Origin of the sequence: Agrobacterium sp. B1(2019) (genome assembly GCF_008274755.1) — a bacterium.
In the GTDB taxonomy this organism is placed as follows: Bacteria; Pseudomonadota; Alphaproteobacteria; order Rhizobiales; family Rhizobiaceae; genus Agrobacterium; species Agrobacterium salinitolerans.
Genome location: NZ_VTPB01000003.1, coordinates 329,104 through 349,694, shown reverse-complemented (window position 1 = coordinate 349,694; position 20,591 = coordinate 329,104). Strand labels below are relative to the sequence as shown.

The following is a 20,591-nucleotide window of genomic DNA, read 5'->3' as shown; positions in this document are numbered from 1 at the left end:
TGGAAACAGCCATGAAACATACACTCGACCCCCACATGTTCCGGCACCTTTCGCTGGCCGAGACCTGCCGCAAGGTTGCCGAACTCGGCTATGATTACGTCGAACTTTCACCCCGTCCGGATTTCCTTTCCTGGTGGACCCGGCCGAAGGTCTATCCCGAACGCGTCGCCGAATTCAAAAAGGCGTTGAAGGACCATGGTGTCGGCCTTGCGACGCTGCAACCCATGTACCGCTGGGCAAGCCCCTATCCGGACGAATGGGAGGTGGCGATCGACAACTGGAAACGCGCCATCGAGATTGCGGTCGAAATGGAATGCCCGATGTTCGTTTCGGAATTCGGCCGTGGCGGCTCGCCGGATCGCAGCCTCAACGACCGTTCCGGCCTGCATCGTCCGGAAACCTGCGAAGCGCAGTTCTTCCGCGCCATGGATATTCTCGTGCCGATCCTTGAGCGGGAGGGTCTGGTGCTGTCGCTGGAGGCACATCCAGAAGACTGGATCGAGGAGATCGCGCCGGCAATCGACATTATCAAGACCATCAATTCCAAGGCGGTAAAGGCCTCCTTCATCGCGCCGCACACGTTCTTCTATGGGCCGGACATGGTGGCGAACCTGCGCGCGACCGAGGGCCATCTGGTGCATGTGCGCCTTGCCGATACCTATGACCACAACAAGTCGTCGCAGCTACGCTACATCGTCAATCCCCCCGGCTCGAAGGTGAGGGTGCATCAGCACACCGATTTCGGCCAGGGCGAGATCGACTGGGAAATCTTCTTTGCAACGCTTGCCGACATGAAATTCGACGGCGTGCTCTCGAACTGCGTGTTTGCCTGGGAAGACCGCGTCGATGAAAGCGCGCGGTTCATGCTCAGCGAAACCCGGCGATACGTCGCCAAATACTGGAAATGAGGTTTTTCAGATGACTGTCAGAATTGGTGTCGTAGGCACTGGCGCAATCGGGCGTGATCATGCCCGCCGTATCAACAAGGTTCTGGGCGGCGCGAAGATCGTTGCGCTGAGCGACGTCAACCGTGTCTCCGCCGAGGCGGTCAAAAACGACATTGCCCCGGATGCTGTCGTTTTCGCCACTGGTGAAGAGCTGATAGCATCGACGGATGTGGATGCCGTGCTCGTCACCTCCTGGGGTGCCACGCATGAGCAATATGTGCTGGCGGCAATTGAAGCCGGCAAGCCATGCTTTTGCGAAAAACCGCTGTCGACAACGGCGGAAGGGGCACGACGCATCGTCGACGCCGAGGTGGCGCATGGCAGGCGGCTGGTTCAGGTGGGTTTCATGCGCCGGTATGACGCCGGATACGTGGCGCTGAAACAGGCCGTCAATAGCAGGATCGGCGCGCCGATCATGGTGCACGCCGCCCACCGCAACCCGGCGGTTCCAGAGCAATATGTCACCCCGATGGCGATCCATGACACGATGATCCATGAGATCGACGTGCTGCGCTGGCTGCTCGACGATGACTATGTTTCGGCGCGTGTTCTCTTCCCCCGTTCGGCGGCCAGAAGCCATGCGCGGCTGAAGGACCCGCAGATCGTCATTCTGGAGACGGCGAAGGGCACGATCATCGACGTCGAAATCTTCGTCAATTGCCATTATGGTTATGATATCCAGTGCCAGGTGGTGGGGGAAGACGGCATTGCCAGCCTGCCGGAGCCGATGTCGGTGCAGACCCGCCTTAGCGCCAAGCTGCAGAACGACATCCTCACCGACTGGAAAGACCGCTTCATCGCCAGCTACGACGTCGAATTGCAGGATTTCATTCACGCGGCAGCGAAAGGCACGGCCTCGGGTCCCAATTCCTGGGACGGCTACGTGGCCGCCATTACCTCCGACGCCTGTGTGGCCGCGCAGGAAACGCAAGGGGCGGCCGTCGCAATTGTGCTTCCCACCCGTCCCGCCCTTTATCAGTGAGGTCTTTCATGCGTTTTGCCATCAACCACATCACCGCGCCGAAGCTTTCCCTTGAGACGTTCTTCGCGACAGCCCGCGAACTCGGCCTCACTGAAGTCGAAATCCGCAACGACCTGCCTGATATCGTCGGCACGGTGGAGCCGGCGGCCGTGAAGGCGGCGGCCGAAAAGGCCGGCGTGACGATCATCTCGATCAATGCGCTTTATCCCTTCAACGTCTGGTCGGGCGACCTGCCTGCGCGGGCCGTCGCCATGGCCGATTATGCGGCGGCAAGCGGCGCGAAAGCGCTGGTCATGTGCCCGCTTAACGACGGTACAGTGGTTTCCTTCGACGATCTCGTGGCGGCGTTGAAGGCCATGAAACCGATCCTTAAGGAACGCGGCCTGATCGGTTTCGTCGAGCCGCTCGGTTTCCCGATCTCTTCGATGCGCACCAAGGCCGAAGCCATCAGGGCCATCGATGCGGCAGGCGGCGGCGATGTCTACAGGCTGGTGCACGACACCTTCCACCACCATCTCGCAGGCGAGACGGAGTTCTTCCCCGAACGTACCGGCCTCGTGCATATTTCCGGCGTGATCGACCCCGGCGTCTCCGTCGCCGACATGCTGGACGCCCACCGTGTACTGGTGGATGGCGGCGACAGGCTGGAAAATATTGCCCAGATCAGGAGGCTGGAGGCGGCCGGTTACAAGGGACCTTACAGTTTCGAACCCTTCGCAACCGAGGTGCACGAGTTGAAGGATCCTGGCGCTGCCGTGAAGGACAGCATCGACCATATCTGCCAGGCGCTCTGAACGCCTTGCCGCCCGCGGTTCGCTGCGGGCGGCGTTTTATGGACGGTTTGAGGCGCGGCCGATGGCTACATTGCATTGCAGCCACAGCGGCAGCAAATGGCCTTGCGATATCAACTCGTGACACAAGTCCTTTCGAGGCCGCTGGGCTGAACGTGATCACTCCCTGGTCCAAGTGGGGGCTCGGTAAGACCCAAAAACTCAAGCGACGTTACGCTTTCGCGCGCTGTCTAGGAGCATCAACGACCACCATCATCGCTTGAGATATCTGGCCTCTGCCGGGATAGTAGAGATGGTAGCCGGTGAAAAGCAAACTCCAGTCGTCAAGCACAGCCCGTAATTGCCCGTCCGCGATTTGTTTCTCCACCAAAGCCTTTGGCACATATGTGATTCCAAATCCCTGGATTGCTGCTCAGGGTAATCCGAAGAACACGCGATAACTTCGGCCAAAAGCGAGAACGCCGCCCGTTGCTGCGCGCATCTCCCGCGTGATCGCGAGCGCCAGATGAATGCCGGATGAGATGACCGATGCCGCCCGCGAGGGATGGGCAAGCCAGCCGCAAAAGAAATCGAAGGCTTCACAACTGCATCAGCCCCTGCCAGCATCCCGATCCGATGCTTGATCTGTTATAACGTCACATTATCGGTTGGCGAATGTAATAACATTACATAAGCAGTCCCGGTTAATTCCGAGCGACCGCGATGGAGGTCGACCGAAGGGAAAAAGATGCAGGACGTCTGCCTGACATTCAGCGAATTGACGCTCGGGTACAAGAGGAATCCCGCTGTACACCACCTGACCGAAGCGGTGCACAAGGGCAGCCTCGTCACCGACGTTGGCGGCAATGGATCGGGAAAGTCGACCTTGGTGAGGGGCATTGTTGGACTGTTGCGACCGATGAGCAGCGCCTGCCTGGTGGCCGCCGGCGCGCCGCGCCGTCTATTTCCTGTCCGTCGTCGCAAGCCCTCGCGGCATGCTTCTGCCGCGGTCCCTTCATCTGACTGCCTGATCTCAAGCTAAATCTGGAAACACCAATGAAGAAACGAACGTTCCTTTTTGCCGGTCTCCTTGTCGCCTCGCTCGGCACATTGGGTGCGCCTGCCTATGCGCAGGACAAAAAACTGTCGGTCGTGGCGAGCTTTTCCATCATCGGAGACCTGGCAAAGCAGGTCGGCGGTGATCACATCGAGCTTAGAACGCTTGTCGGTCCGGATGGCGACGCGCATGTCTATGAACCGCGCCCCGCCGATGCCATGGCCTTGGCCCGCGCCGACGTCATTCTTGTCAACGGCCTGCTTCTTGAAGGGTTCATGGAGCGCCTGATCGAGGCAAGCCAGACCGATGCGCCGGTCACCGCCATCACCGACGGCGCCGACATCCTCAATGACCCGACCGGTGGCCATTACCATTTCGTCGACGGCAAGGCGATTTTTCATGCCACACCGAATGATCCGCATGCCTGGCAATCGGTTGGGAATGTCAAAACCTACGTCCAGAACATCGAAAAGGCGTTTTGTGCAGCCGACGCTGGCGGATGCGAAGCCTACAAGGCGAACGCTGCTACCTACACTGAAAAATTGGCGGCGCTCGACGCCGACATCAGGGCGCAGATCGGCAAGATTCCACAGGATCACCGTGTGGCGGTCGTCGCGCACAATGCCTTCCGTTATTTCGAGCGGGATTATGGCATATCCTTTCTGTCCCCGCAGGGTGTTTCGACTGAATCCGAGGCTTCTGCCGCAGACGTCGCCTCCCTCATCCGTGAGATTCGAGAGAAGAAGGCTGCTGCCGTGTTCTCGGAGAACATTTCCGATGCGCGGCTCATCGAACAGATCGCGTCTGAGGCCGGGCTTGAGCTTGGTGGCGTCCTGTATTCCGATGCCCTCTCTCCACCGGATGGCCCGGCGCCAAGCTACATCGAGATGATGCGATACAACGTCAAGACGCTCTCGCAGGCCATCAATCGCGGCTGAGCTCACTGAAGCAGTCTCGAATCCCACCCAGCAACGTTACGATATGTCATATAGAAGGAGAGAAACGTGAGACATCTGATCCCGGGCGTATCCGCTCTTGCCATGACGGTAAGCCTGTTCGGGCCTGCTGCCTTTGCTGAAGAGAATGAGGAAAACGTCACGCTATATCGCGTGTTCGTCGGCGACCATGAAGCAGGCAAGGTAACCGCCTTTGATCTTGGCAAGCCGGAGAACCGCTGGACGTTTGAGACAAAGGGCCAGAACAAGCTCTACAGCGTCAACGAAGGCGCTGCCATCGTCTCAGTCCAGTCGGACGACGATGCCGTAAACTTCATCAACAGCGGCATCTCGCTGCATTCTCACGGCGATCATTCAGACATTGAAATCGAAGAGCCGAATGCGGTTAAGGAGGCTTTGACTGGACCTCGGCCGTTCCACGTCATTGATCACGATGGCAAGGTGGTAATCAATTTCGACAAGGGCGGCTATGCGGCCATCGTTGATGCGCACGAGCTTTCGCACGGCGAAGTCGAGTCGAAGGAGTTAAAGCAGGCACGGGCGCATCATGGCTTTGCCGCTCCCGTGGGTAGCGGCTGGGTTACGACGGTCGCTTCCGATGCACCGGTCGAGGGCGATGCCGCTCCGACGCGCGTTGGACTGCGCGCCGTGAAGGAAGATGGAACACCGGCGGGTGATGTCGCCACCTGCACCGGCATCCACGGCGAGGCGTTCTCAGGGGCATATCTCGCAGCAGGCTGCAAGGAAGGCATCCTGACGGTAACTGCGGGCAAGGATGGTCCCGTCACGAAAATGCTGACCTACCCTTCCGATTTGCCGGCAGGCCAGACCACAGGCACGCTGCTTGGCGCCAAAAGCATGCAGGTCTTCCTGGGCAACTACGGCGCCAAGGGCCTCGTTGTTGTCGATCCCGTCGATGCGCCGAACTTCCGTTACATCGAACTGCCGTTCCGCCGTATCGACTTCGCTCTCGATCCGGCAAACGCGCGCTTCGGATACGTTCTGACGGAAGACGGCTCGCTGCATCAGATCGACGTTCTTGACGGGAAGGTTACCAAGAGCGCCAAAGTAACCGAGCCCTATTCCATGGACGGTCACTGGAACGATCCGCGCCCCCGCATCGCCATGGCGGGCGACGAGGTCGTCATGAGTGATCCGAATGCTGGACTGGTCCGTCGGATCTCCAAGGAAGAGCTCAAGGAAGTCGGTACTATCAAGGTTGAGGGCAAGCCCTACAACATCGCGGTTGCCGGCGGCAGCGGCAAGGTTCACGAGGGTGAGGGGCATGATCATGCCGGTCATGACCACAACCACGATGGTGAGCACGCGCACAGCCATGGCGATCCGAAAATTTACGCCGGCTATTTCGAAGACGCCCAGATCAAAGACCGTCCGCTCTCGGACTACGCCGGCGATTGGCAGTCGGTCTACCCGTATCTGAAGGATGGCACACTCGAGCCGGTTTGGAAGCATAAGGCTGAAAAGGGTACCGCGAGCGTTGATGACATCCGTGCCGAGTACGAGGTCGGTTACAAGACCGATGTCGAGCGCATCACCATCGAAGGCGACATGGTGACCTTCTACGAAAAGGGCAAGCCGCTGGCCGGTCGCTATGCCTATGATGGCAAGGAGGTCCTGACCTACAAGAAGGGCAACCGAGGCGTCCGCTTCATCTTCAAGAAGACCGAGGGCGATGCGGCAGCACCGCAGTTCATCCAGTTCAGTGATCACCAGATTGCGCCGAACAAGGCCGACCACTATCATCTCTACTGGGGCAATGACCGCGCCGCGCTTCTGAACGAGGTGACCAATTGGCCGACCTACTATCCGTCCTCGATGAAGGCGGATGAGATCGTGCGCGAGATGAAGGCCCACTGATCAGGCGATAGATTTGCAGATAATTGAAAGGCGCCCGGCGGTCCGCCCGGCGCCTTTTCGCATTCATCCAGACATGAATGTTCTGCTGCGGCTGCGTCCATGAGTTGTCTGCACCCAGCCAAAACTCAAAACGCCGGTGTCCCTTGGTGTTTCAAGCATGAGCAGCACCGGGCTTACATCGTCTGAAAATCGGCCAGCTTGCTGTAGGAGGGCAATGTCCTGTTGGACAGGATCCCCTTGCGGAGAATGATGCGATCGGCATGTGGGCGGGCGATGACCTGATCGAGACTCCAGGCCTCCAGGATCATCAGATCCGCCGGGCGCCCCACACTGATCGTGCCGGCGTCAATGCCCATGATGCGGGCCGGTGCTGGGCCGGCAAGCGCGGCTGCATCCGCGTAAGGGTGGTCGAGGTGAAGGATACGTACCGCCTGCCGCCAGGTATCCAGCATGTCATGGTCGCCATAGGCAAAGAAGGGATCACGACAATTATCTCCGGCCGCGGCCACCCGAATGCCCGCCGCCTGCAGTTCCTGTACCGGCGTGACCCCACGCCAACGCGGGGTGCGACCGTCTTTGCGGTCCTGAAGATACATGTTGACGGTTGGCAGCGTGATGATCGAAATGCCGGCATCGGCGATCAGCGCGATCGTGTCGCGTAGTTCCTGCTCGCCCAGAAGCGCAAGCGAGCAGCAGTGGCCGCAGGTTACGCGCCCCTCGTAGCCATGGCGGATGGCGGCACGCGCAACATGCGGCAAAGCATCGGCTTGCGCGGCCTCATCGACATGCAGGTCGACATTCAGTTCCCGCTCCTTCGCCAGCACGAACAGCCGATCAAGCAGCAGGTCGATATCGTCGAGGCCTGCCCCGTGCGTTCCGCCGGAGGCACGGGTGACGCCACCCAGCAGGCCGCCGTGGCCGGCTACGATATCGGCAAGACGCGCGCCATAATCGTCGCTGTAGGCATCAAGTGGCACAAGGCCGGCGGCTTGCAGGGTGATACAGCCTTTCCAGCGCTCGCGCACCTCTGCAAAAGCGTTCCAGGTGATTTCCGCCTGTCCCTCGTGGCTGTCGAGATGGGTGCGGATGGCTGCAACGCCATGGGCGTCAGCCGTCGCAAGGCCGAATTCCATCCGCCGCAGAAGGTCATCGGTGTTCCAGTGGGCGAGACGGTCCGCCGTGGTTGCCGCGCGCGCGCCAGGATGCGTTCCTCCGGAATCGGGCGCTCGGCCCAAGGTGTGGCCCTTGTCGAGATGGGCATGCGCGTCAATCAGCAGCGGCCAGACGTGGCGGCCGTCGAGTGCGACTGTATCTTCATCACTGTCGACAAAGGTGGGCATTATGGCCGCAATCCTGCCGTTCTCGATCAGAATGTCGACGAGCGCCGAGCCGTCCCGGTCGACCTTGGCAAAATCAGGCACGTCATCGGCAAGCAGGGCGACCGGCACGCGCGCCTTTGCCAGACGAATGCGCTCGGGTCTCGCCAAACGGGCGGCAAGGTTGGGAAACAGGGAAATATCGTTCATGGCGGGTCTCTATCGGGTGGGTGCCGGGCAGTCAGCTCTCGTCGAACGAGGCAAGCAGACGCTCCTGCGCAAATTGCATGAAATGGCTGCCGGCAGGCGAGAGCGAGCCGCGGGCGCGGTGGAGGATATTGAGCCGTTGCAACGAGCCGGTTCCGGTCAGCGGGATGAAAACCAGTTCGCCGGTCGCAGTCTCGCGATCCACATCGAGTCTGTTGAGGAAGGTGATGTGAGGCGCTGTCCGGGCAAGGCGTTTCATCAGCTCCATCGAGTTGGTCTCTACAACGGGAACGAGGGTGGCCCGCGCCGGGGCTGTCGCCTCGACGACCTCGCGCAGCGACAGTGATCGATCCGCCAGAACCAGCGGATAGAGCAGGCAATCGGACATGCGCACGGTGCTGCGGGTTGCGAGCGGATGGGTGGGAGCGACGACCGCGCCCAGCGCGTGACGGAATTCCGCGGCGCGTTGCAGCCGGGTATCGTCGGGCAGGTTGTAGGCGATGGCGAGATCGGCCTGGCCGAGTGCCACCATCTCTGCGACGGTCGTCCGGTCGCCCACCATGATCCGCAGGCTGACCTGCGGATGTTTTTCACGGTAGGCCGCAACGATCTCGGCGATCCGGCCGGCAGCAAGTGTTGCCATCGTCGCAATCACCACCTCACCGCGATTCAATCCCTTGAGCGACTGGATTTGCGCACGCATTCGCTGATGAGCCTGCAGGGTTTCGCGAATATGCTGGATCAGGATTTCACCGGAGCTGGTCAATTTCAGTCCGCGTGGCAGACGCTCGAAAATGGGCGCTTGCAGCTCTTCTTCAAGTTCCAGGATGTAGCGGTTCACCGCAGAGGCGGCGACATGCAATGTCTTTGCCGCCTTGCGGATAGAGCCCTGTCGGGCAACCTCGTCGATATAGCGCAGCGCGCGTCCATGAAGCATGATGGGTCCGTTGCCTGACGGGAGTCGGATTGACTGTTCCACGATGTCACCGCAACGGACCATCTTCAACGTCACTTCCTGGCGAAATTGGCGTTGATGCGGCGGGTCAGGTACTCGCCGGCGGTGATCGGCTCGTATTTACCGAGCGGACCCTGCATGACCGCATCGCGGTTTGCCTGGCAGAAGAAAGGCAGCGACAGGCGCCGCCCCATGTATTCGCCCTCGCGCGGCATGCGTACCCGATGCAACGTCGATTGCAGTTGGTCGTCCGACCAGCGCATCAGCATGTCGCCGATGTTGCAGGTGATGTAACCCTTGCGCGGCGGAACATCCGTCCATTCCTTGAGGGCCGCATCTTTGCCCGGGCATACCTGAAGCCCGCCTTCGCCTTCCTTTTGATGAAGGATGGTCAGGCAATCGAAGTCGGAATGGGCGCCGGCACGCCATGAGGTAAAGTCTTCCGGCTTGGCACCTTCCATCGACATGTAATGGATGAGCCGCAGCGTTGACTGGTACTGATCCGAAGATGGGTCATGCGCCACGGTGAAGAAATCCTCGGCAAAGCCCATCTTCAGCGCGAAGCAGGAGAGGATGCGCATGCCGAGTTCCCAGTTCTGACGCTCGAAGCGGAGCATCTTTTCCCGAAAGCCTGGAAGATCCTCTTCGCTCGGCCAGAGATTGAGGCGGATCATGTCCGGCCGGGTGAGCTGGAAACTCTCCTTGTTGTCCGGCGTGCCGGTGGAGGGACGAACCTGCGCCTTGAATTCCCAGCCGGCATTGATGCCCTTTGGCATCGGGGTTTTTGCCTTCACCTCTGCCGGCAGTTCAAAGAACTTCCATGCCGTGTCGAAGGCCGCGTCGATGTCTTCCTGGGCGATGCCGTGGTTGTATACCTGGAAGAAGCCGATATCGATCGAGGCCTGCCAGAGTGCATCGGCGATCTCATGCTTGCGGTTATCGAAGTCGGAAAGGTCGATGACGGGGATTTCCCGGTCAACGGTCGTGCCCATGCCGCCGATGGTTGCTTCCTTGGCGAGTTCTGCAAGCGTGTCGGTCTGGATATTCATACGATTCTCCTTAGGTGGATGCCGGCGAGCCGGCGGTTGAGGAGCAATGTCCGGGCAAGGCCCGACTGCTTCTACTCCGGATGGGCTCAGCTGCTCTTCGGCAGGCTCCAGGGAAAGAAAAGTTTCTGCGTCAGCACCACGGCCTGAAACAGCAGCAGCGACATAGTGGCCAGCACCAACAGACCGGCCCAGGCCTGCGGCAGCTTGAACAGCGAGGTCGAAAGCTGGATGAAGTAACCGACGCCTGCTTCCGAGGCGCAGAATTCCGCGACGACGGCACCTATGACGGCGAGCGTGATCGAGATTTTCAAGGCCGAGAAGATGTAAGGCACCGCAAAGGGGAGGCGGATCTGGGTGATTTCGCGAAAGCCGGAGGCGCGCAGGCTTCGCGATAGTTCAATCAGCTCGGGCGGGGTCGCGGCAAGGCCCGTTGCGGTTGAGACGACAAGCGGAAAGAAGGTGATGAGACAGGTGATGACGATGCGTGGTGCATCGCCGGCCCCGAGCACCACGATGATGATTGGCGCGATAGCCACCACCGGCGTCGATTGCACGACGACGAGCAGCGGATAGAGCGTCCGCGACAGGAACGGCGAGCGCATCATGACGACCGCGAGCGGAATGGCAATGACGATGGACATCGCGTAGCCGATCAGCGCCACCCGCAGCGTCGCGACGATGTGGCCCATCCAGCGTTCGAAGCCAATAGAAGAGAACGAGCCGAGGATCGCAGTCGGTGGCGGAAGCAGATAGGTGGGGATCGACAGGAGCCGTGCCGCCGCTTCCCATAGAAGCACGGCACCGATCAGGGCAGCGGCGGTCATGATGCCCGGCCATGCGAGCACCTGCTTGAGGAAAGCAAGTGGTGATGTGCGGGTCTGCATGACCTCAAGCCGCGTGGCGGGTGAGGAGGAGATCGCGGAGGTGGTTGGAGAGGTCATGGATCGCCTTGTCCTTTGTAGTTTCAGGGCCACGCGGCCGGCCCACGGATACGGTAACTTCGGTCAGGATCGAACCCGGTCGGCCGGTCATCACCAATACCCGGTCGGACAGAAGCGCAGCCTCGCTGACCGAATGCGTAATGAAGACCACGGTCTTCGGGCGCTCGGAAAAGATACGCAGAAGGTCGAAGCCCATCACCTCGCGCGTCAGCGCATCCAGGGCCGAGAAGGGTTCGTCCATGAGCAGGATATCTGGATCCATGAGCAGCGCGCGGGCGATACCGACGCGCTGCTGCATGCCGCCGGACAACTCGTCCGGCAGGCGTTTTTCGAAGCCGGACAGCCCGACCATCTTCAGGAGTTCACCCGCGCGCTCGCGCTCCTGTGCGGTCACCCGGCCGGTCTTGTGGCGGGCGGGAAACACGACATTGTCTTCGACGGTGGCCCAGGGAAGCAGCGTCGGTTTCTGGAAAACGATGCCGATGTCATCACGCGGGGCCGTCACCGGCAAGCTGAAAACCTCCACCGAGCCGGATGTCGGCTTCAGCAGGCCGGCGATCATGCGCAGCAGGGTCGATTTCCCGCACCCTGAAGGACCGAGGATCGAGACGAACTCATGCCGTGCCACATCGAAACTGACGTCGCGCAGGGCTTCCGTGCGTCCGGATCGGGTCTCGAAAACCTGTCCCAGCCTCTCGAAGCGGATAGCGGGCATCGCCATGAGCGTTACTCCGTTACCATGAAGGTGCGGTTGACCATGGTTTCCGGATCGAGCTTGGCCGGGTCAATGTTCTGCGCTTGGGAAACACGGTGCCAGGTTTCAGCGAGGCGAGCGGTTTCAAAGGTGCCGAGGCCGTCCTTGTCCGTCACCTCGTTGAAGATCAGCGGCAGCGTGTCCTTGAGCGAACCCTGAACATCTTCAGAACCGAGCTCCGGCACGAGGGCGGTGACGGCCGAAGCCGCCTTCTCCGGATTTTCCTTGGCGAACTCGACCGACTTCTTGTAGGCCGCGACGAAGCGCGCGGCGACCTGCGGGCGCTTGGCGAGGAAATCATCGCTGGCGATGAGAGATGCGGAATAGAGCTCGAGACCGGCGGCCGACCACGGCAGGGCAATGATTTCCTTGCCGGCTTCCTTGCCCTGATTGCTGTAGCGCGTGAGGTCCGTCATCCAGGCGATGATGCCGTCGGCATTGCCGGTCATCAGCATGGGTCCGAGCGCGCCGGGATCAGCCTTGATGAGTTTAACATCCGCCATGTCGATGCCGGCATCCTTGAGCACCAGTGGCAGATAAACATTCGACGATGTGAATGGCGACGTCGCGATCGTCTTGCCCTTGACGTCGGCGACACTTGTAATCGCGCCGCCCTTGGCGACGTAGAATGCATGCGGCCCCTTGTTGAACAGCGACATGACGGCGGTCACCTTCACGCCCTCATTGGCGCGCGCAGCCATCAGGGCACCGATATCCGAAACGCCGATATCGGAGGATGCAGCGGCAAGGCGCGAGATGGCGTCGGTCGAGCCGCGACCGGAAGCGATCTCCACCTCAAGGCCGGCTTCCGAACAGAAGCCTTCCTGGAGACAGACATAGATCGGCGCCTTGTCGCCGCCCGGCAGCCAGTCGAGCTGAAAGATCACCTTGTCAGCGGCGGATGCCGCGCCGGCGGCAAGGGTGGCGGCAAGTGCATAGGAGGCAAGCTTGGTGCGGCACATGGGGCGACCTTTCACAATTAGTGTTCGGTTTTTAAGGACGGATAGGGAGTGGTGATGCGGTCCGGATGGAATCCATCCGCAAGGAGCCTGGCAACGGCGCAATTGCGTTTTTCAGGACGCTCGCTGCTCAGGCATGCAAAACACCGATGCGCATGAAGATGATAGGCTCCATCATCGATCTCTGCGGAATTTGGGATAAGGTTACTGACTTTACACGGCATTTAGACATCTCCCCGACAGATTTTACCCGTCGAGCAATGTCCAGAACCCAGGCTCAGACCGCTTCTACTCGCAGGTCATTTGTCTCACGAGGAAGCCAACTTTAGCAAGAGCTTCGATGAAATCTTATGCTTGCAAAAAATTTAGGCAAAAAGCGCTTTTGCCTGATGGAGTATTGATCGAAGATTTCGTAAGATTCTGAATTCAAGACGAAATTCCTATTGAGAGGCGTTCCGCAGTTGCCCAAGAAATTCGCGTCCTAATAATTAGAACGGATCGAGCGGAAATCTCTTCTTGGCGGTTGGCGAAATCGACCGCCTGTCGCGGTGGTAACAATGCCGTATCGGTCAGTTAGCCCGGGAGAGATATCCGCGTGCTTGTCATATCGGTTGCGATGCCTCTGGACTGCTTGATCCTGTGGACAGTTCCATGAGATTGCATCGCCAATAGACCGGGCGTGAGAACTCGAAAGAGCCCTTGCGATTACTCTTAGCCGGAAGTTGGCCCAGTCGCGGCGTCCGACATCGCCGGCGTGTATCCAGCCGGAGCACCCTGCAGTGGCCTGGAGTGGTCCACGAAAGTCACCCCCGAGGATCTGGATGGGAAAGCCCTCACTGCCTTGTCTCCTGGGAACACGACGCGGCGTGCCGTCGCCGCCGTCTTTCGTGACCGATCAACCAAGCGGAAGGTCGTGCTGGAACGCCGTATTCCACCGCCATCTGCGCCATGGACGAAGGAACGCTCGGCATTGGCCTCGTCATGCGCGGTCACAAAAAACCAAGAGAAATCAATTCCGCATTTACGGATGATGCTGTAGTCTTTTGCAGACTAGAGAGCAGCAAACAGGCACGGGTAATCTTTAGATCGACTGCGTGAGGCAGGCTTTCTGCCCGCACCGTCTGAAGAAGAGTGGTTGAATTTTCCCTATATGAAAGCGGATAGGAAGACGACGCTTAAGGACGTGGCGCGGGAGGCGAATGTTTCGCTGAGCACGGCTTCGCACGCCATCAACGGCACCGCACCCTTGACCACGCAGGTTCGCGACCGGGTGTTGGAGGCGGCACGGGCGCTCGGTTATCTCGAGAACCGCAGGCAGAAGGCGACGATCGCCACCCTGCGCGTGGTGCTTCTGGCCATGACCAATGATGCCGCACCGCAAAGCGATCTCAACATGGTCAGCTGGACGATGCTGAACGGTTTCCGGCGTGAATGCGAGCGGCGCGGCATTCGCATCGTTCCCTATGTCAGCGCAACGAGCCGACTCGACCCGGTTGCGGTGGCGGCGGCGGCGGATGCTGAAAAGGTCGACGGTATCGTCATCCTGAACGATGACAGGCCGCAACTGGTCGAGGCGCTGTCTGCGCTTGCGCGGCCGGTGGTGCTGATCAATGGCGAGGACCCGGCCATGATCGTCGATACGGTAACGGCCGAGAACCGTTTTGGTGCGCGGCTCGGCATCGAACATCTGCTGTCTCTTGGGCATCGCAATATTCTTCACATCACCTGGAAGGGCCGCACAACGATCCGCCGCCGTTACGATGGCTATAGCGACGCGTATCTAGCGGCAGGTCTCGCTGTTCCCGCCGATATGGTCATCGAGGTGGAGAGCTATGAGCCCGAATGGGGCGAGGACGCCATCCGCCGTCTACTGGCCGAAGACAAGCCGCTCAGAAACGCCACCGCGATTTTCTGCGCCGCCGACAATCTGGCGCTTGGCTGCCTGAAGGCCCTGACAGAGGCAGGAATCCGGGTGCCGGACGATGTTTCGGTCTTGGGGTTTGACGATATCATGCCGGCGGCCTTCAGTGCGCCGCCGCTCAGCACCATCCAGTTGCCCGCCGACAGGCTGGGCGGTGCGGCGCTTGCGCTGCTGGAGCAGCGCCTTATGGCGGCCGATCCCACCCGCCCGGCGCACCGGCTGGAACTCGGTTGTCGGCTGGTGCTGAGGGGCAGCATTGCGCCGCCCCCCAAATGATTTGTCGTTTTATTTCATGCCCGTGCCGGCAATGCCTGTCGTGATGTAGCGCTGCAGGAACAGGAATACGACGGTGACGGGTGCCAGGCTGAGGAAGGTCATGGCGAGGATATAGTGCCATTGCACCGAGAACTCGCCCTGGAAGGCGTTCAGCCCCACCTGCAGCGTGAAGTTTTCACGGCTGCTGAGAACGATCAGCGGCCAGAGGAAATCGTTCCAGCGCCAGAGCACCGAGAAGATGGCGAGGACCGCAAGCGCCGGGGCCGTCAGCGGCAGGATGATGCGCCAGAAGATGCGGAATTCGCTTGCCGCATCGACGCGGGCCGCCTCGATCAGCTCGTCCGGGATGGTCAGCATATATTGTCTGAGCAGGAACACGCCGGTTGGTGTCGCGACCGTCGGGATGATGACGCCCCAGAGATTGTCGACGAGGCCGACGCCGACGATGACGAGATAGGCCGGCACCATGACGACGGTGAGCGGGATCATGAGCGTCGAGATAATCAGCACGAAGATCGCCTTCTCACCGCGGAAACGGTATTTCGACAGCGCAAAGGCGGCCATGGCGTTGACGATCAGCGTCAGGACGGTTGCGACGAAGGTGACGAAGACCGAGTTCTTGAGGAAGGTCAAAAAGCTGAACCGGGTGAGCGGATCGGTAAAGTTTTCCGTCGCAACGGTCAGTTTCTGGACAGGCGTCATTTCGCGGGTATCGACGCTGACGGGCGGGCCGGGATTGGCGGGATCGACCATCTGGGCTTTCAGGCCGATGCGACGGACCATGGCCATTTCCCGCTCCATGCCGTCGATGGGGGCTTTCCACAGGCTGAGAGGTTTGTCGTAACCCTGCACTTCCACCTGCACGGCGGCGCGTGGCAGAAGGCTCGGCGGAAACCGGGTGATTTCGGCTTCCGGTTTCAGCGATGACATGGCGGCCCAGACGACCGGGATGAGGACGGCAAGCGTGCCGCCGATGAGCCAGACCCAGGAGAGGATATCGGTGAGGCCGATTCGGCCGGGGCGGCGGGTGCGCGTGAGAAAAGAGACGGCGTTGGACATGGGTCAGGACTCCATCTTTTTGCCGAGGCGCAACTGCACGAGGGTGAGTGCGAGAAGCACAAGCCCCATGAGAACCGATGCGGCAGATGCAAGGCCAAACAGCCTCAGATCGCTGCCGAAGGCCATCTGGTAGATATATTGCACGACAAATGTATTGGCCGTGCCCGGACCGCCGCCATTTGTCAGAACCCACGCCTCATCAAAGATCTGCACGGAGCGGATCATCAACAGGATGAGCACGACGAGCAGGTTGGGGCCGAGAAGCGGGAGGGTGATGCGCAGGAGGGTGCGCCGGGGTGAGGCGGCGTCGATGGCGGCGGCTTCATAGAGGTCTTTCGGGATGGCCTGAAGGCCGGCGAGCAGGATCAGCGTATAAAAGCCCATGTGGAACCAGACCGAGACCACAACGACGAAGAACCGCGACCAGCCGACATCCAGCAGGAAGATTTCCGGCGGCACGCCCAGCATCTGGAAGAAGGCGTTGAGCAGGCCGTTGCGGTCCAGAAACCATTTCCAGATGAGGCCGATGACGACGGGGGACAGCAAGACCGGGTAAAAGAACATGGCGCGAAAGAAACCACGCGCGGCAATCGCCCTGTTGAGGATGAGCGCGGTGATGAGCGCGACCAGCAACGTGGCGATGACGTTGAAGCCGACGAACCACAGCGTGTTCCAGATTGCGGTCCAGAACAGCGATTCCCGGCAGCTGCCGGGGTCCATATAGCTCTGGCAATCCAGCAGCATACCGAAATTCTCCAAACCGACGAAGGGGCGGTCGGAGATCAAAAGTTCGGTGCCGCCGGTAAAGGCGTAACCGACGGCAATGGCAATCGGCAGGAAGGTGAAGATGCCGAAAAGAACGAGGTTCGGCATCAGGAAGATATAGGGCATGCGCCTTTTGCCGATCAGCCGCTCGATGAAATTGAGCGGCACTTCGGCAATCGCCATCACGGCGTCGAGCGCGCGGTCGGACAGTCTCGCAAGCTTCGGATTGGCCATGCTAACCTCTCCCTTCGCTCGCGATGCGTGGCAGCGCCAGTTCGGTGGTCGGATCGAAGACATGCACCTTTTCCCGCGCTGGCATGATCTTCAGCACCGAGCCGGAAGCGGGGGCGAAATGGCCGGCCTGATGCACGATGATCTGTTCTTTCTCGCCCTGAAGATTGCCGTAGAGATAGGTCTCGGTGCCGAGGCTTTCGTGGTATTGCACCTCGAAGGGCAGGCCGGTATCCACGATGGTGAAATGCGAGGGTCGAATACCCGCCAGAACGGACTGTCCCGGACTGACGGTTGCCGGATCGACGAGGCAGGGGAGCGACACGCCATAGCCGGCATCGATGGCAATGGTGCCGTCTTCGTCCTTGGTGATGGTGCCCTTCAGCATGTTCATGCGCGGCGAACCGAGGAAACCGGCGACGAAGAGATTGCGCGGATTGTCGAAAAGCTCAAGCGGGCTGCCCACCTGCTCGATGCGCCCGGCGCGCAGCACCACAATCTTGTCGGCCATGGTCATGGCTTCCACCTGATCGTGGGTGACATAGATCATCGTCGTTTTGATATCACGGTGCAGCCGGGTGATTTCAGCGCGGGTCTGCACGCGCAGCGCCGCATCGAGGTTGGAAAGAGGCTCGTCGAACAGGAAGATGTCAGGCTCGCGCACGATGGCGCGGCCGATGGCGACGCGCTGGCGCTGGCCGCCGGAAAGCTGTTTCGGCTTGCGGTCGAGATAGGGCTCGATGGCGAGCATGCGCGCCGCCTCGTTGATGCGGTTTTCGATTTCCGCCCGCTTGAAACGCAGGTTTTCCAGGCCGAAGGCAAGGTTCTTGCGTACGCTCATATGCGGATAAAGCGCATAGGACTGGAAGACCATGGCGATCTTGCGCTCGGCCGGCGACAGCGCGCTGACATCGCGATTTCCAATCGCGATGCTGCCCGAAGTAACATCTTCCAAACCGGCGATGATGCGCAGCAGCGTCGATTTTCCGCAGCCCGAGGGGCCGACGAAAACGACGAATTCGCCGTTCTCGATCTGAAGATCGATATCATGCAGTACATGAACGGCGCCGAACGCCTTGCTGAGGTTTTCGAGTTTCAGACTTCCCATCACCTGCTCCCTTCAACCGAGCTCGCCGTCGCGACGATCTCCTGGCTGTTCCAACCCTCGGGCAAGGGCATTGTTCTTTTGATGGCGACATCATCAGCCGAAAAACCGTGAACGCCTTCCAGATAGATCGCGGGCATGCCGCCCGGATAATCCTCCATGCCGACAATCCGGCCCTCAGCATCCTGCGTCCAGGCATTGGCGCGACCGGCCGCATCGGCGCTTGGCGCTATATCGGCATTGGTGGGGCGCAGATCGTATTGCAGGCCGGTGCCGAGCTTGCCTGGATGTTGGGCAAGTGTGATGCGCTCGAACCTGACATTGTGAATTCCGGCCGCCGAGGTGGAGACAAGATTGATTGCTCCTTCCATCGAGCCGCTTAAGTCTTCGATAACAAGATTGTCCACCCTTCCGGCCTGCCGTTCGGGGCGGCGGTCAACGACAGTGACAGTGACCGCTTCGCCAGAACCCCAGAAACCACCCGGCGTTTCATGGCACTCGGCCTCGATCCTTGAAAAGCGGATGTTGCGCATGGCGCCGCCATCACGGGAGAAAAGACCCATGCCGCGGTTTGACTGCACGACCTTGCAATCCTCGAACACCACATTGGTGAAATCGCCGAAGGATTCGGTGCCCAGTTTCAGTGCGCAGCTCATGCTGGAAACGGTGCAGCGGCGAACGGTAATATCGGCGCATACGCCCACCGCCTTGCCATCCGGCCCGGCGCTGGTCTTCAGGCAAATGCCGTCATCGGCGGTCGAGATGAAGCAATCCTCGATCAGCGCGCGCCGGCAGGCGTCAAGCACGATGCCGTCCGTATTGGGCAGCCGGCGGTCGTTTTCGATGCGCAGATTGCGGAAATGAAGGTCTTCGCAATCGACCATATGCAGCGTCCACATGGGTGAGGCGCTGACGTTCAGGTTTTCAAGGCGCACATTACGGCAGGCTTCCAGCACCATGACGCGGGGACGTTTTTTCGCCGGGACATAGGTTCCCATGGCCGTGTCATCGCCGATGATGAAGTTTTCACCGCCGGCCTCGATGCGGCCCGGACCGGTCACGGCGATATTGCTTGCGCCCTTGGCGATGATCATGCCGCGATCGGAGTCTTCGGCAATCACCGAAACCCGGGTCAGCGCGTAAGCGTCGTAGTCTGAAACAGGCGCCAGTACCGCGTCTTCGGCAAGGTGCAGTTCTACGCCGCTTTTGAGCTGGAGACCGGCGCTGACATGTCGTCCCGCCAGGAGAGAAACGCGCCCGCCGCCTGCTGATGACGCGGCATCGATAGCCTGCTGGATGGTCGCCGTGGCATCGAGGCCACTGGCCGCAACTGTGATGTCCTGACTGATGTTCATGATGCTCACGATGCCTTTGGCCTTTTCAGAAAAACGTCGATAAGAAGCAGCATCGTCAGCGCCTGTCCGTAGGGTGTGGGCAGGTTGGGAATGCGGCGATAGAAATCGAGATCGTGGCCCATCGGCGTGCCGTCGGAAACCCCGTGAACGACGCCTTCGTCATCGATATTGCCAAGCACCGCTTTCAGCGCACGTTCCGCATGGGGACGGTTCTCTTCACCGAGAATGCCGGCCTCGATGCCGCGCAAAATGCCATAGGCGATGCCGGCCGTCGCCGATGTCTCGACCGGCGAGGTCGGGTCATCGAGCAACGTATGGAACATGCCGTCTTCGCGCTGATATTTTCTTAGCGACCGCACCTGGCTTGCCAGCACATTGGCGAGGAAACGCTTGTCTTTCCCCGCAAGGGTCGGCACCAGTTCGAAGAGTTCGGGAATGGCGACCGTGATCCAGGAATTGCCGCGCGCCCAGAAGGCGTCCGCGAAATTATGGCGTCCTTTGAAGGTCCAGCCGTGATACCAGAGCCCGGTGATGGGGTCGGAGAGATACCGCGCATGGATCATGAACTGGTAGACGGCCTCATCAATCCAGTCCTGACGTTTGCAGACGACCCCGGCGCGGGCGAGAAACAGACAGGCCATGAACAGCGTGTCGTCCCAGAGCTCACCTTCATTCAGCCGTTCCTTCACGACATGCTGGAAGCCGCCATCTTCGGTTTTTGGCAATTGATGCACCAGCCAGTCGGCCCAGTCCTCCACCAGCGCCCGGAAATCCGGCCGGTCGACATGTTCGGTCAGAATGACGAGCGGCAGCATCGGCGCGGAACTGTTGATCTGGCGCGGCGGCAGGCCACGGTCGATCTGCCAGCCATACCATGTCACGAGGTCGTCCAGTGCCTTCCGGTCGTTGGCGGCGAGCGCCCGTCGCAGGAAGCCGTAAAGACCGACACCCACTTCCCAGTCCCATTCATCGAACTGGATCTTGCCATCGGAACTGCCGCTGACCAGACCTTCCTGAATGCCCTTGAGGCGGCTGAAGGCGGCGGCGACATTGTCGATGGTCGTCCTGAGAGTGTCTTTTTCCATGCTTGGCTGGTTCATCTGTCAAT

Annotated in this window: 18 protein-coding genes and 3 pseudogenes; 9 read left to right on the top strand and 12 right to left on the bottom strand. The window is 60.2% G+C overall.

Annotated elements, in window-relative coordinates:
- Window positions 1–11 precede the first annotated feature (11 nt).
- From AGR1_RS21875 to AGR1_RS29935, 4 genes and pseudogenes are all read left to right on the top strand, one after another.
- Window positions 12–908 carry a sugar phosphate isomerase/epimerase gene (locus AGR1_RS21875; protein ID WP_137411997.1) on the top strand — a complete coding sequence of 299 codons (897 nt, stop codon included), beginning with the start codon at window positions 12–14 and terminating at the stop codon, window positions 906–908.
- Between the two features lie 10 nt (window positions 909–918).
- Window positions 919–1,929, top strand: coding sequence for a Gfo/Idh/MocA family oxidoreductase (locus AGR1_RS21870; protein ID WP_149148244.1), 1,011 nt, complete (start codon window positions 919–921; stop codon window positions 1,927–1,929).
- 8 nt (window positions 1,930–1,937) lie between these two features.
- Window positions 1,938–2,723, top strand: coding sequence for a TIM barrel protein (locus AGR1_RS21865; protein ID WP_137411999.1), 786 nt, complete (start codon window positions 1,938–1,940; stop codon window positions 2,721–2,723).
- 74 nt (window positions 2,724–2,797) lie between these two features.
- Window positions 2,798–2,890: pseudogene (locus AGR1_RS29935) on the top strand (VapC toxin family PIN domain ribonuclease); the annotation flags it as partial.
- A 41-nt stretch (window positions 2,891–2,931) separates the two neighbouring features.
- Here the strand turns inward: AGR1_RS29935 and AGR1_RS21855 are convergent.
- Entirely contained in the window at window positions 2,932–3,126 is a 195-nt protein-coding gene (locus tag AGR1_RS21855; RefSeq protein WP_137412204.1) for a LysR substrate-binding domain-containing protein, read from the bottom strand.
- 321 nt (window positions 3,127–3,447) lie between these two features.
- Here AGR1_RS21855 and AGR1_RS21850 point away from each other — a divergent pair, with 321 nt between their 5' ends.
- The 4 genes and pseudogenes from AGR1_RS21850 to AGR1_RS30175 form a co-directional block, all read left to right on the top strand.
- A complete protein-coding gene (locus tag AGR1_RS21850) occupies window positions 3,448–3,741 on the top strand; it encodes an ATP-binding cassette domain-containing protein (RefSeq protein WP_077984009.1) in 294 nt (97 codons plus the stop codon).
- A gap of 14 nt (window positions 3,742–3,755) precedes the next feature.
- On the top strand, window positions 3,756–4,694 hold the full coding sequence (gene aztC, locus AGR1_RS21845; protein WP_137412000.1) for a zinc ABC transporter substrate-binding protein AztC: 939 nt from the start codon (window positions 3,756–3,758) through the stop codon (window positions 4,692–4,694).
- A gap of 102 nt (window positions 4,695–4,796) precedes the next feature.
- Window positions 4,797–5,957: pseudogene (gene aztD, locus AGR1_RS30180) on the top strand (zinc metallochaperone AztD); the annotation flags it as partial.
- 48 nt (window positions 5,958–6,005) lie between these two features.
- Window positions 6,006–6,590, top strand: a pseudogene (locus AGR1_RS30175) (metal-binding protein ZinT); the annotation flags it as partial.
- A gap of 173 nt (window positions 6,591–6,763) precedes the next feature.
- Here AGR1_RS30175 and AGR1_RS21835 read toward each other — a convergent pair.
- From AGR1_RS21835 to AGR1_RS21810, 6 genes are all read right to left on the bottom strand, one after another.
- Window positions 6,764–8,116 carry a cytosine deaminase gene (locus AGR1_RS21835; RefSeq protein ID WP_149148242.1) on the bottom strand — a complete coding sequence of 451 codons (1,353 nt, stop codon included), beginning with the start codon at window positions 8,114–8,116 and terminating at the stop codon, window positions 6,764–6,766.
- A gap of 31 nt (window positions 8,117–8,147) precedes the next feature.
- Window positions 8,148–9,119 (bottom strand): LysR family transcriptional regulator, encoded by a 972-nt coding sequence (locus AGR1_RS21830; RefSeq protein ID WP_149148241.1) that lies wholly within the window; start codon window positions 9,117–9,119, stop codon window positions 8,148–8,150.
- Window positions 9,120–9,121: 2 nt separating this feature from the next.
- On the bottom strand, window positions 9,122–10,117 hold the full coding sequence (locus AGR1_RS21825) for a 2-oxoglutarate and iron-dependent oxygenase domain-containing protein (protein WP_149148240.1): 996 nt from the start codon (window positions 10,115–10,117) through the stop codon (window positions 9,122–9,124).
- Between the two features lie 86 nt (window positions 10,118–10,203).
- Window positions 10,204–11,001: an ABC transporter permease gene (locus AGR1_RS21820; RefSeq protein WP_137412205.1), complete on the bottom strand. Its 798-nt coding sequence runs from the start codon at window positions 10,999–11,001 to the stop codon at window positions 10,204–10,206.
- Between the two features lie 4 nt (window positions 11,002–11,005).
- Entirely contained in the window at window positions 11,006–11,779 is a 774-nt protein-coding gene (locus tag AGR1_RS21815) for an ABC transporter ATP-binding protein (RefSeq protein WP_149148239.1), read from the bottom strand.
- Between the two features lie 5 nt (window positions 11,780–11,784).
- Window positions 11,785–12,774, bottom strand: a complete 990-nt coding sequence (locus AGR1_RS21810; protein WP_149148238.1) for an ABC transporter substrate-binding protein — start codon at window positions 12,772–12,774, stop codon at window positions 11,785–11,787.
- A 1,147-nt stretch (window positions 12,775–13,921) separates the two neighbouring features.
- On the opposite strand from AGR1_RS21810, the gene AGR1_RS21800 reads away from it, so the two are divergent.
- Window positions 13,922–14,968 (top strand): LacI family DNA-binding transcriptional regulator, encoded by a 1,047-nt coding sequence (locus AGR1_RS21800; RefSeq protein WP_187772259.1) that lies wholly within the window; start codon window positions 13,922–13,924, stop codon window positions 14,966–14,968.
- Window positions 14,969–14,977: 9 nt separating this feature from the next.
- Here the strand turns inward: AGR1_RS21800 and AGR1_RS21795 are convergent, their stop codons facing one another.
- From AGR1_RS21795 to AGR1_RS21775, 5 genes are read right to left on the bottom strand one after another with little or no spacing between them, the layout of a single operon-like run.
- Window positions 14,978–16,027, bottom strand: a complete 1,050-nt coding sequence (locus AGR1_RS21795) for a carbohydrate ABC transporter permease (protein ID WP_149148236.1) — start codon at window positions 16,025–16,027, stop codon at window positions 14,978–14,980.
- A gap of 3 nt (window positions 16,028–16,030) precedes the next feature.
- Window positions 16,031–17,026 (bottom strand): sugar ABC transporter permease, encoded by a 996-nt coding sequence (locus tag AGR1_RS21790; protein ID WP_149148235.1) that lies wholly within the window; start codon window positions 17,024–17,026, stop codon window positions 16,031–16,033.
- A gap of 1 nt (window position 17,027) precedes the next feature.
- Window positions 17,028–18,131: a sn-glycerol-3-phosphate ABC transporter ATP-binding protein UgpC gene (ugpC, locus tag AGR1_RS21785; protein ID WP_149148234.1), complete on the bottom strand. Its 1,104-nt coding sequence runs from the start codon at window positions 18,129–18,131 to the stop codon at window positions 17,028–17,030.
- Entirely contained in the window at window positions 18,131–19,483 is a 1,353-nt protein-coding gene (locus tag AGR1_RS21780) for a glycoside hydrolase family 28 protein (protein ID WP_187772258.1), read from the bottom strand. Before AGR1_RS21780 ends, ugpC begins: the two co-directional genes overlap by 1 nt.
- Window positions 19,484–19,488: 5 nt before the next feature.
- Window positions 19,489–20,583, bottom strand: coding sequence for a glycoside hydrolase family 105 protein (locus AGR1_RS21775; RefSeq protein WP_149148232.1), 1,095 nt, complete (start codon window positions 20,581–20,583; stop codon window positions 19,489–19,491).
- Between the last annotated feature and the right edge of the window lie 8 nt (window positions 20,584–20,591).

Excerpts from the sequence above, each read along its gene's own strand:
- AGR1_RS21875 (WP_137411997.1), top strand. The coding sequence starts at position 12 with ATGAAACATACACTCGACCCCCACATGTTCCGGCACCTTTCGCTGGCC.
- AGR1_RS21870 (WP_149148244.1), top strand. The coding sequence starts at position 919 with ATGACTGTCAGAATTGGTGTCGTAGGCACTGGCGCAATCGGGCGTGAT.
- AGR1_RS21865 (WP_137411999.1), top strand. The coding sequence starts at position 1,938 with ATGCGTTTTGCCATCAACCACATCACCGCGCCGAAGCTTTCCCTTGAG.
- AGR1_RS21850 (WP_077984009.1), top strand. The coding sequence starts at position 3,448 with ATGCAGGACGTCTGCCTGACATTCAGCGAATTGACGCTCGGGTACAAG.
- aztC (WP_137412000.1), top strand. The coding sequence starts at position 3,756 with ATGAAGAAACGAACGTTCCTTTTTGCCGGTCTCCTTGTCGCCTCGCTC.
- AGR1_RS21835 (WP_149148242.1), bottom strand. The coding sequence starts at position 8,116 with ATGAACGATATTTCCCTGTTTCCCAACCTTGCCGCCCGTTTGGCGAGA.
- AGR1_RS21825 (WP_149148240.1), bottom strand. The coding sequence starts at position 10,117 with ATGAATATCCAGACCGACACGCTTGCAGAACTCGCCAAGGAAGCAACC.
- AGR1_RS21820 (WP_137412205.1), bottom strand. The coding sequence starts at position 11,001 with ATGCAGACCCGCACATCACCACTTGCTTTCCTCAAGCAGGTGCTCGCA.
- AGR1_RS21815 (WP_149148239.1), bottom strand. The coding sequence starts at position 11,779 with ATGGCGATGCCCGCTATCCGCTTCGAGAGGCTGGGACAGGTTTTCGAG.
- AGR1_RS21810 (WP_149148238.1), bottom strand. The coding sequence starts at position 12,774 with ATGTGCCGCACCAAGCTTGCCTCCTATGCACTTGCCGCCACCCTTGCC.
- AGR1_RS21800 (WP_187772259.1), top strand. The coding sequence starts at position 13,922 with ATGAAAGCGGATAGGAAGACGACGCTTAAGGACGTGGCGCGGGAGGCG.
- AGR1_RS21795 (WP_149148236.1), bottom strand. The coding sequence starts at position 16,027 with ATGTCCAACGCCGTCTCTTTTCTCACGCGCACCCGCCGCCCCGGCCGA.
- AGR1_RS21790 (WP_149148235.1), bottom strand. The coding sequence starts at position 17,026 with ATGGCCAATCCGAAGCTTGCGAGACTGTCCGACCGCGCGCTCGACGCC.
- ugpC (WP_149148234.1), bottom strand. The coding sequence starts at position 18,131 with ATGGGAAGTCTGAAACTCGAAAACCTCAGCAAGGCGTTCGGCGCCGTT.
- AGR1_RS21780 (WP_187772258.1), bottom strand. The coding sequence starts at position 19,483 with ATGAACATCAGTCAGGACATCACAGTTGCGGCCAGTGGCCTCGATGCC.
- AGR1_RS21775 (WP_149148232.1), bottom strand. The coding sequence starts at position 20,583 with ATGAACCAGCCAAGCATGGAAAAAGACACTCTCAGGACGACCATCGAC.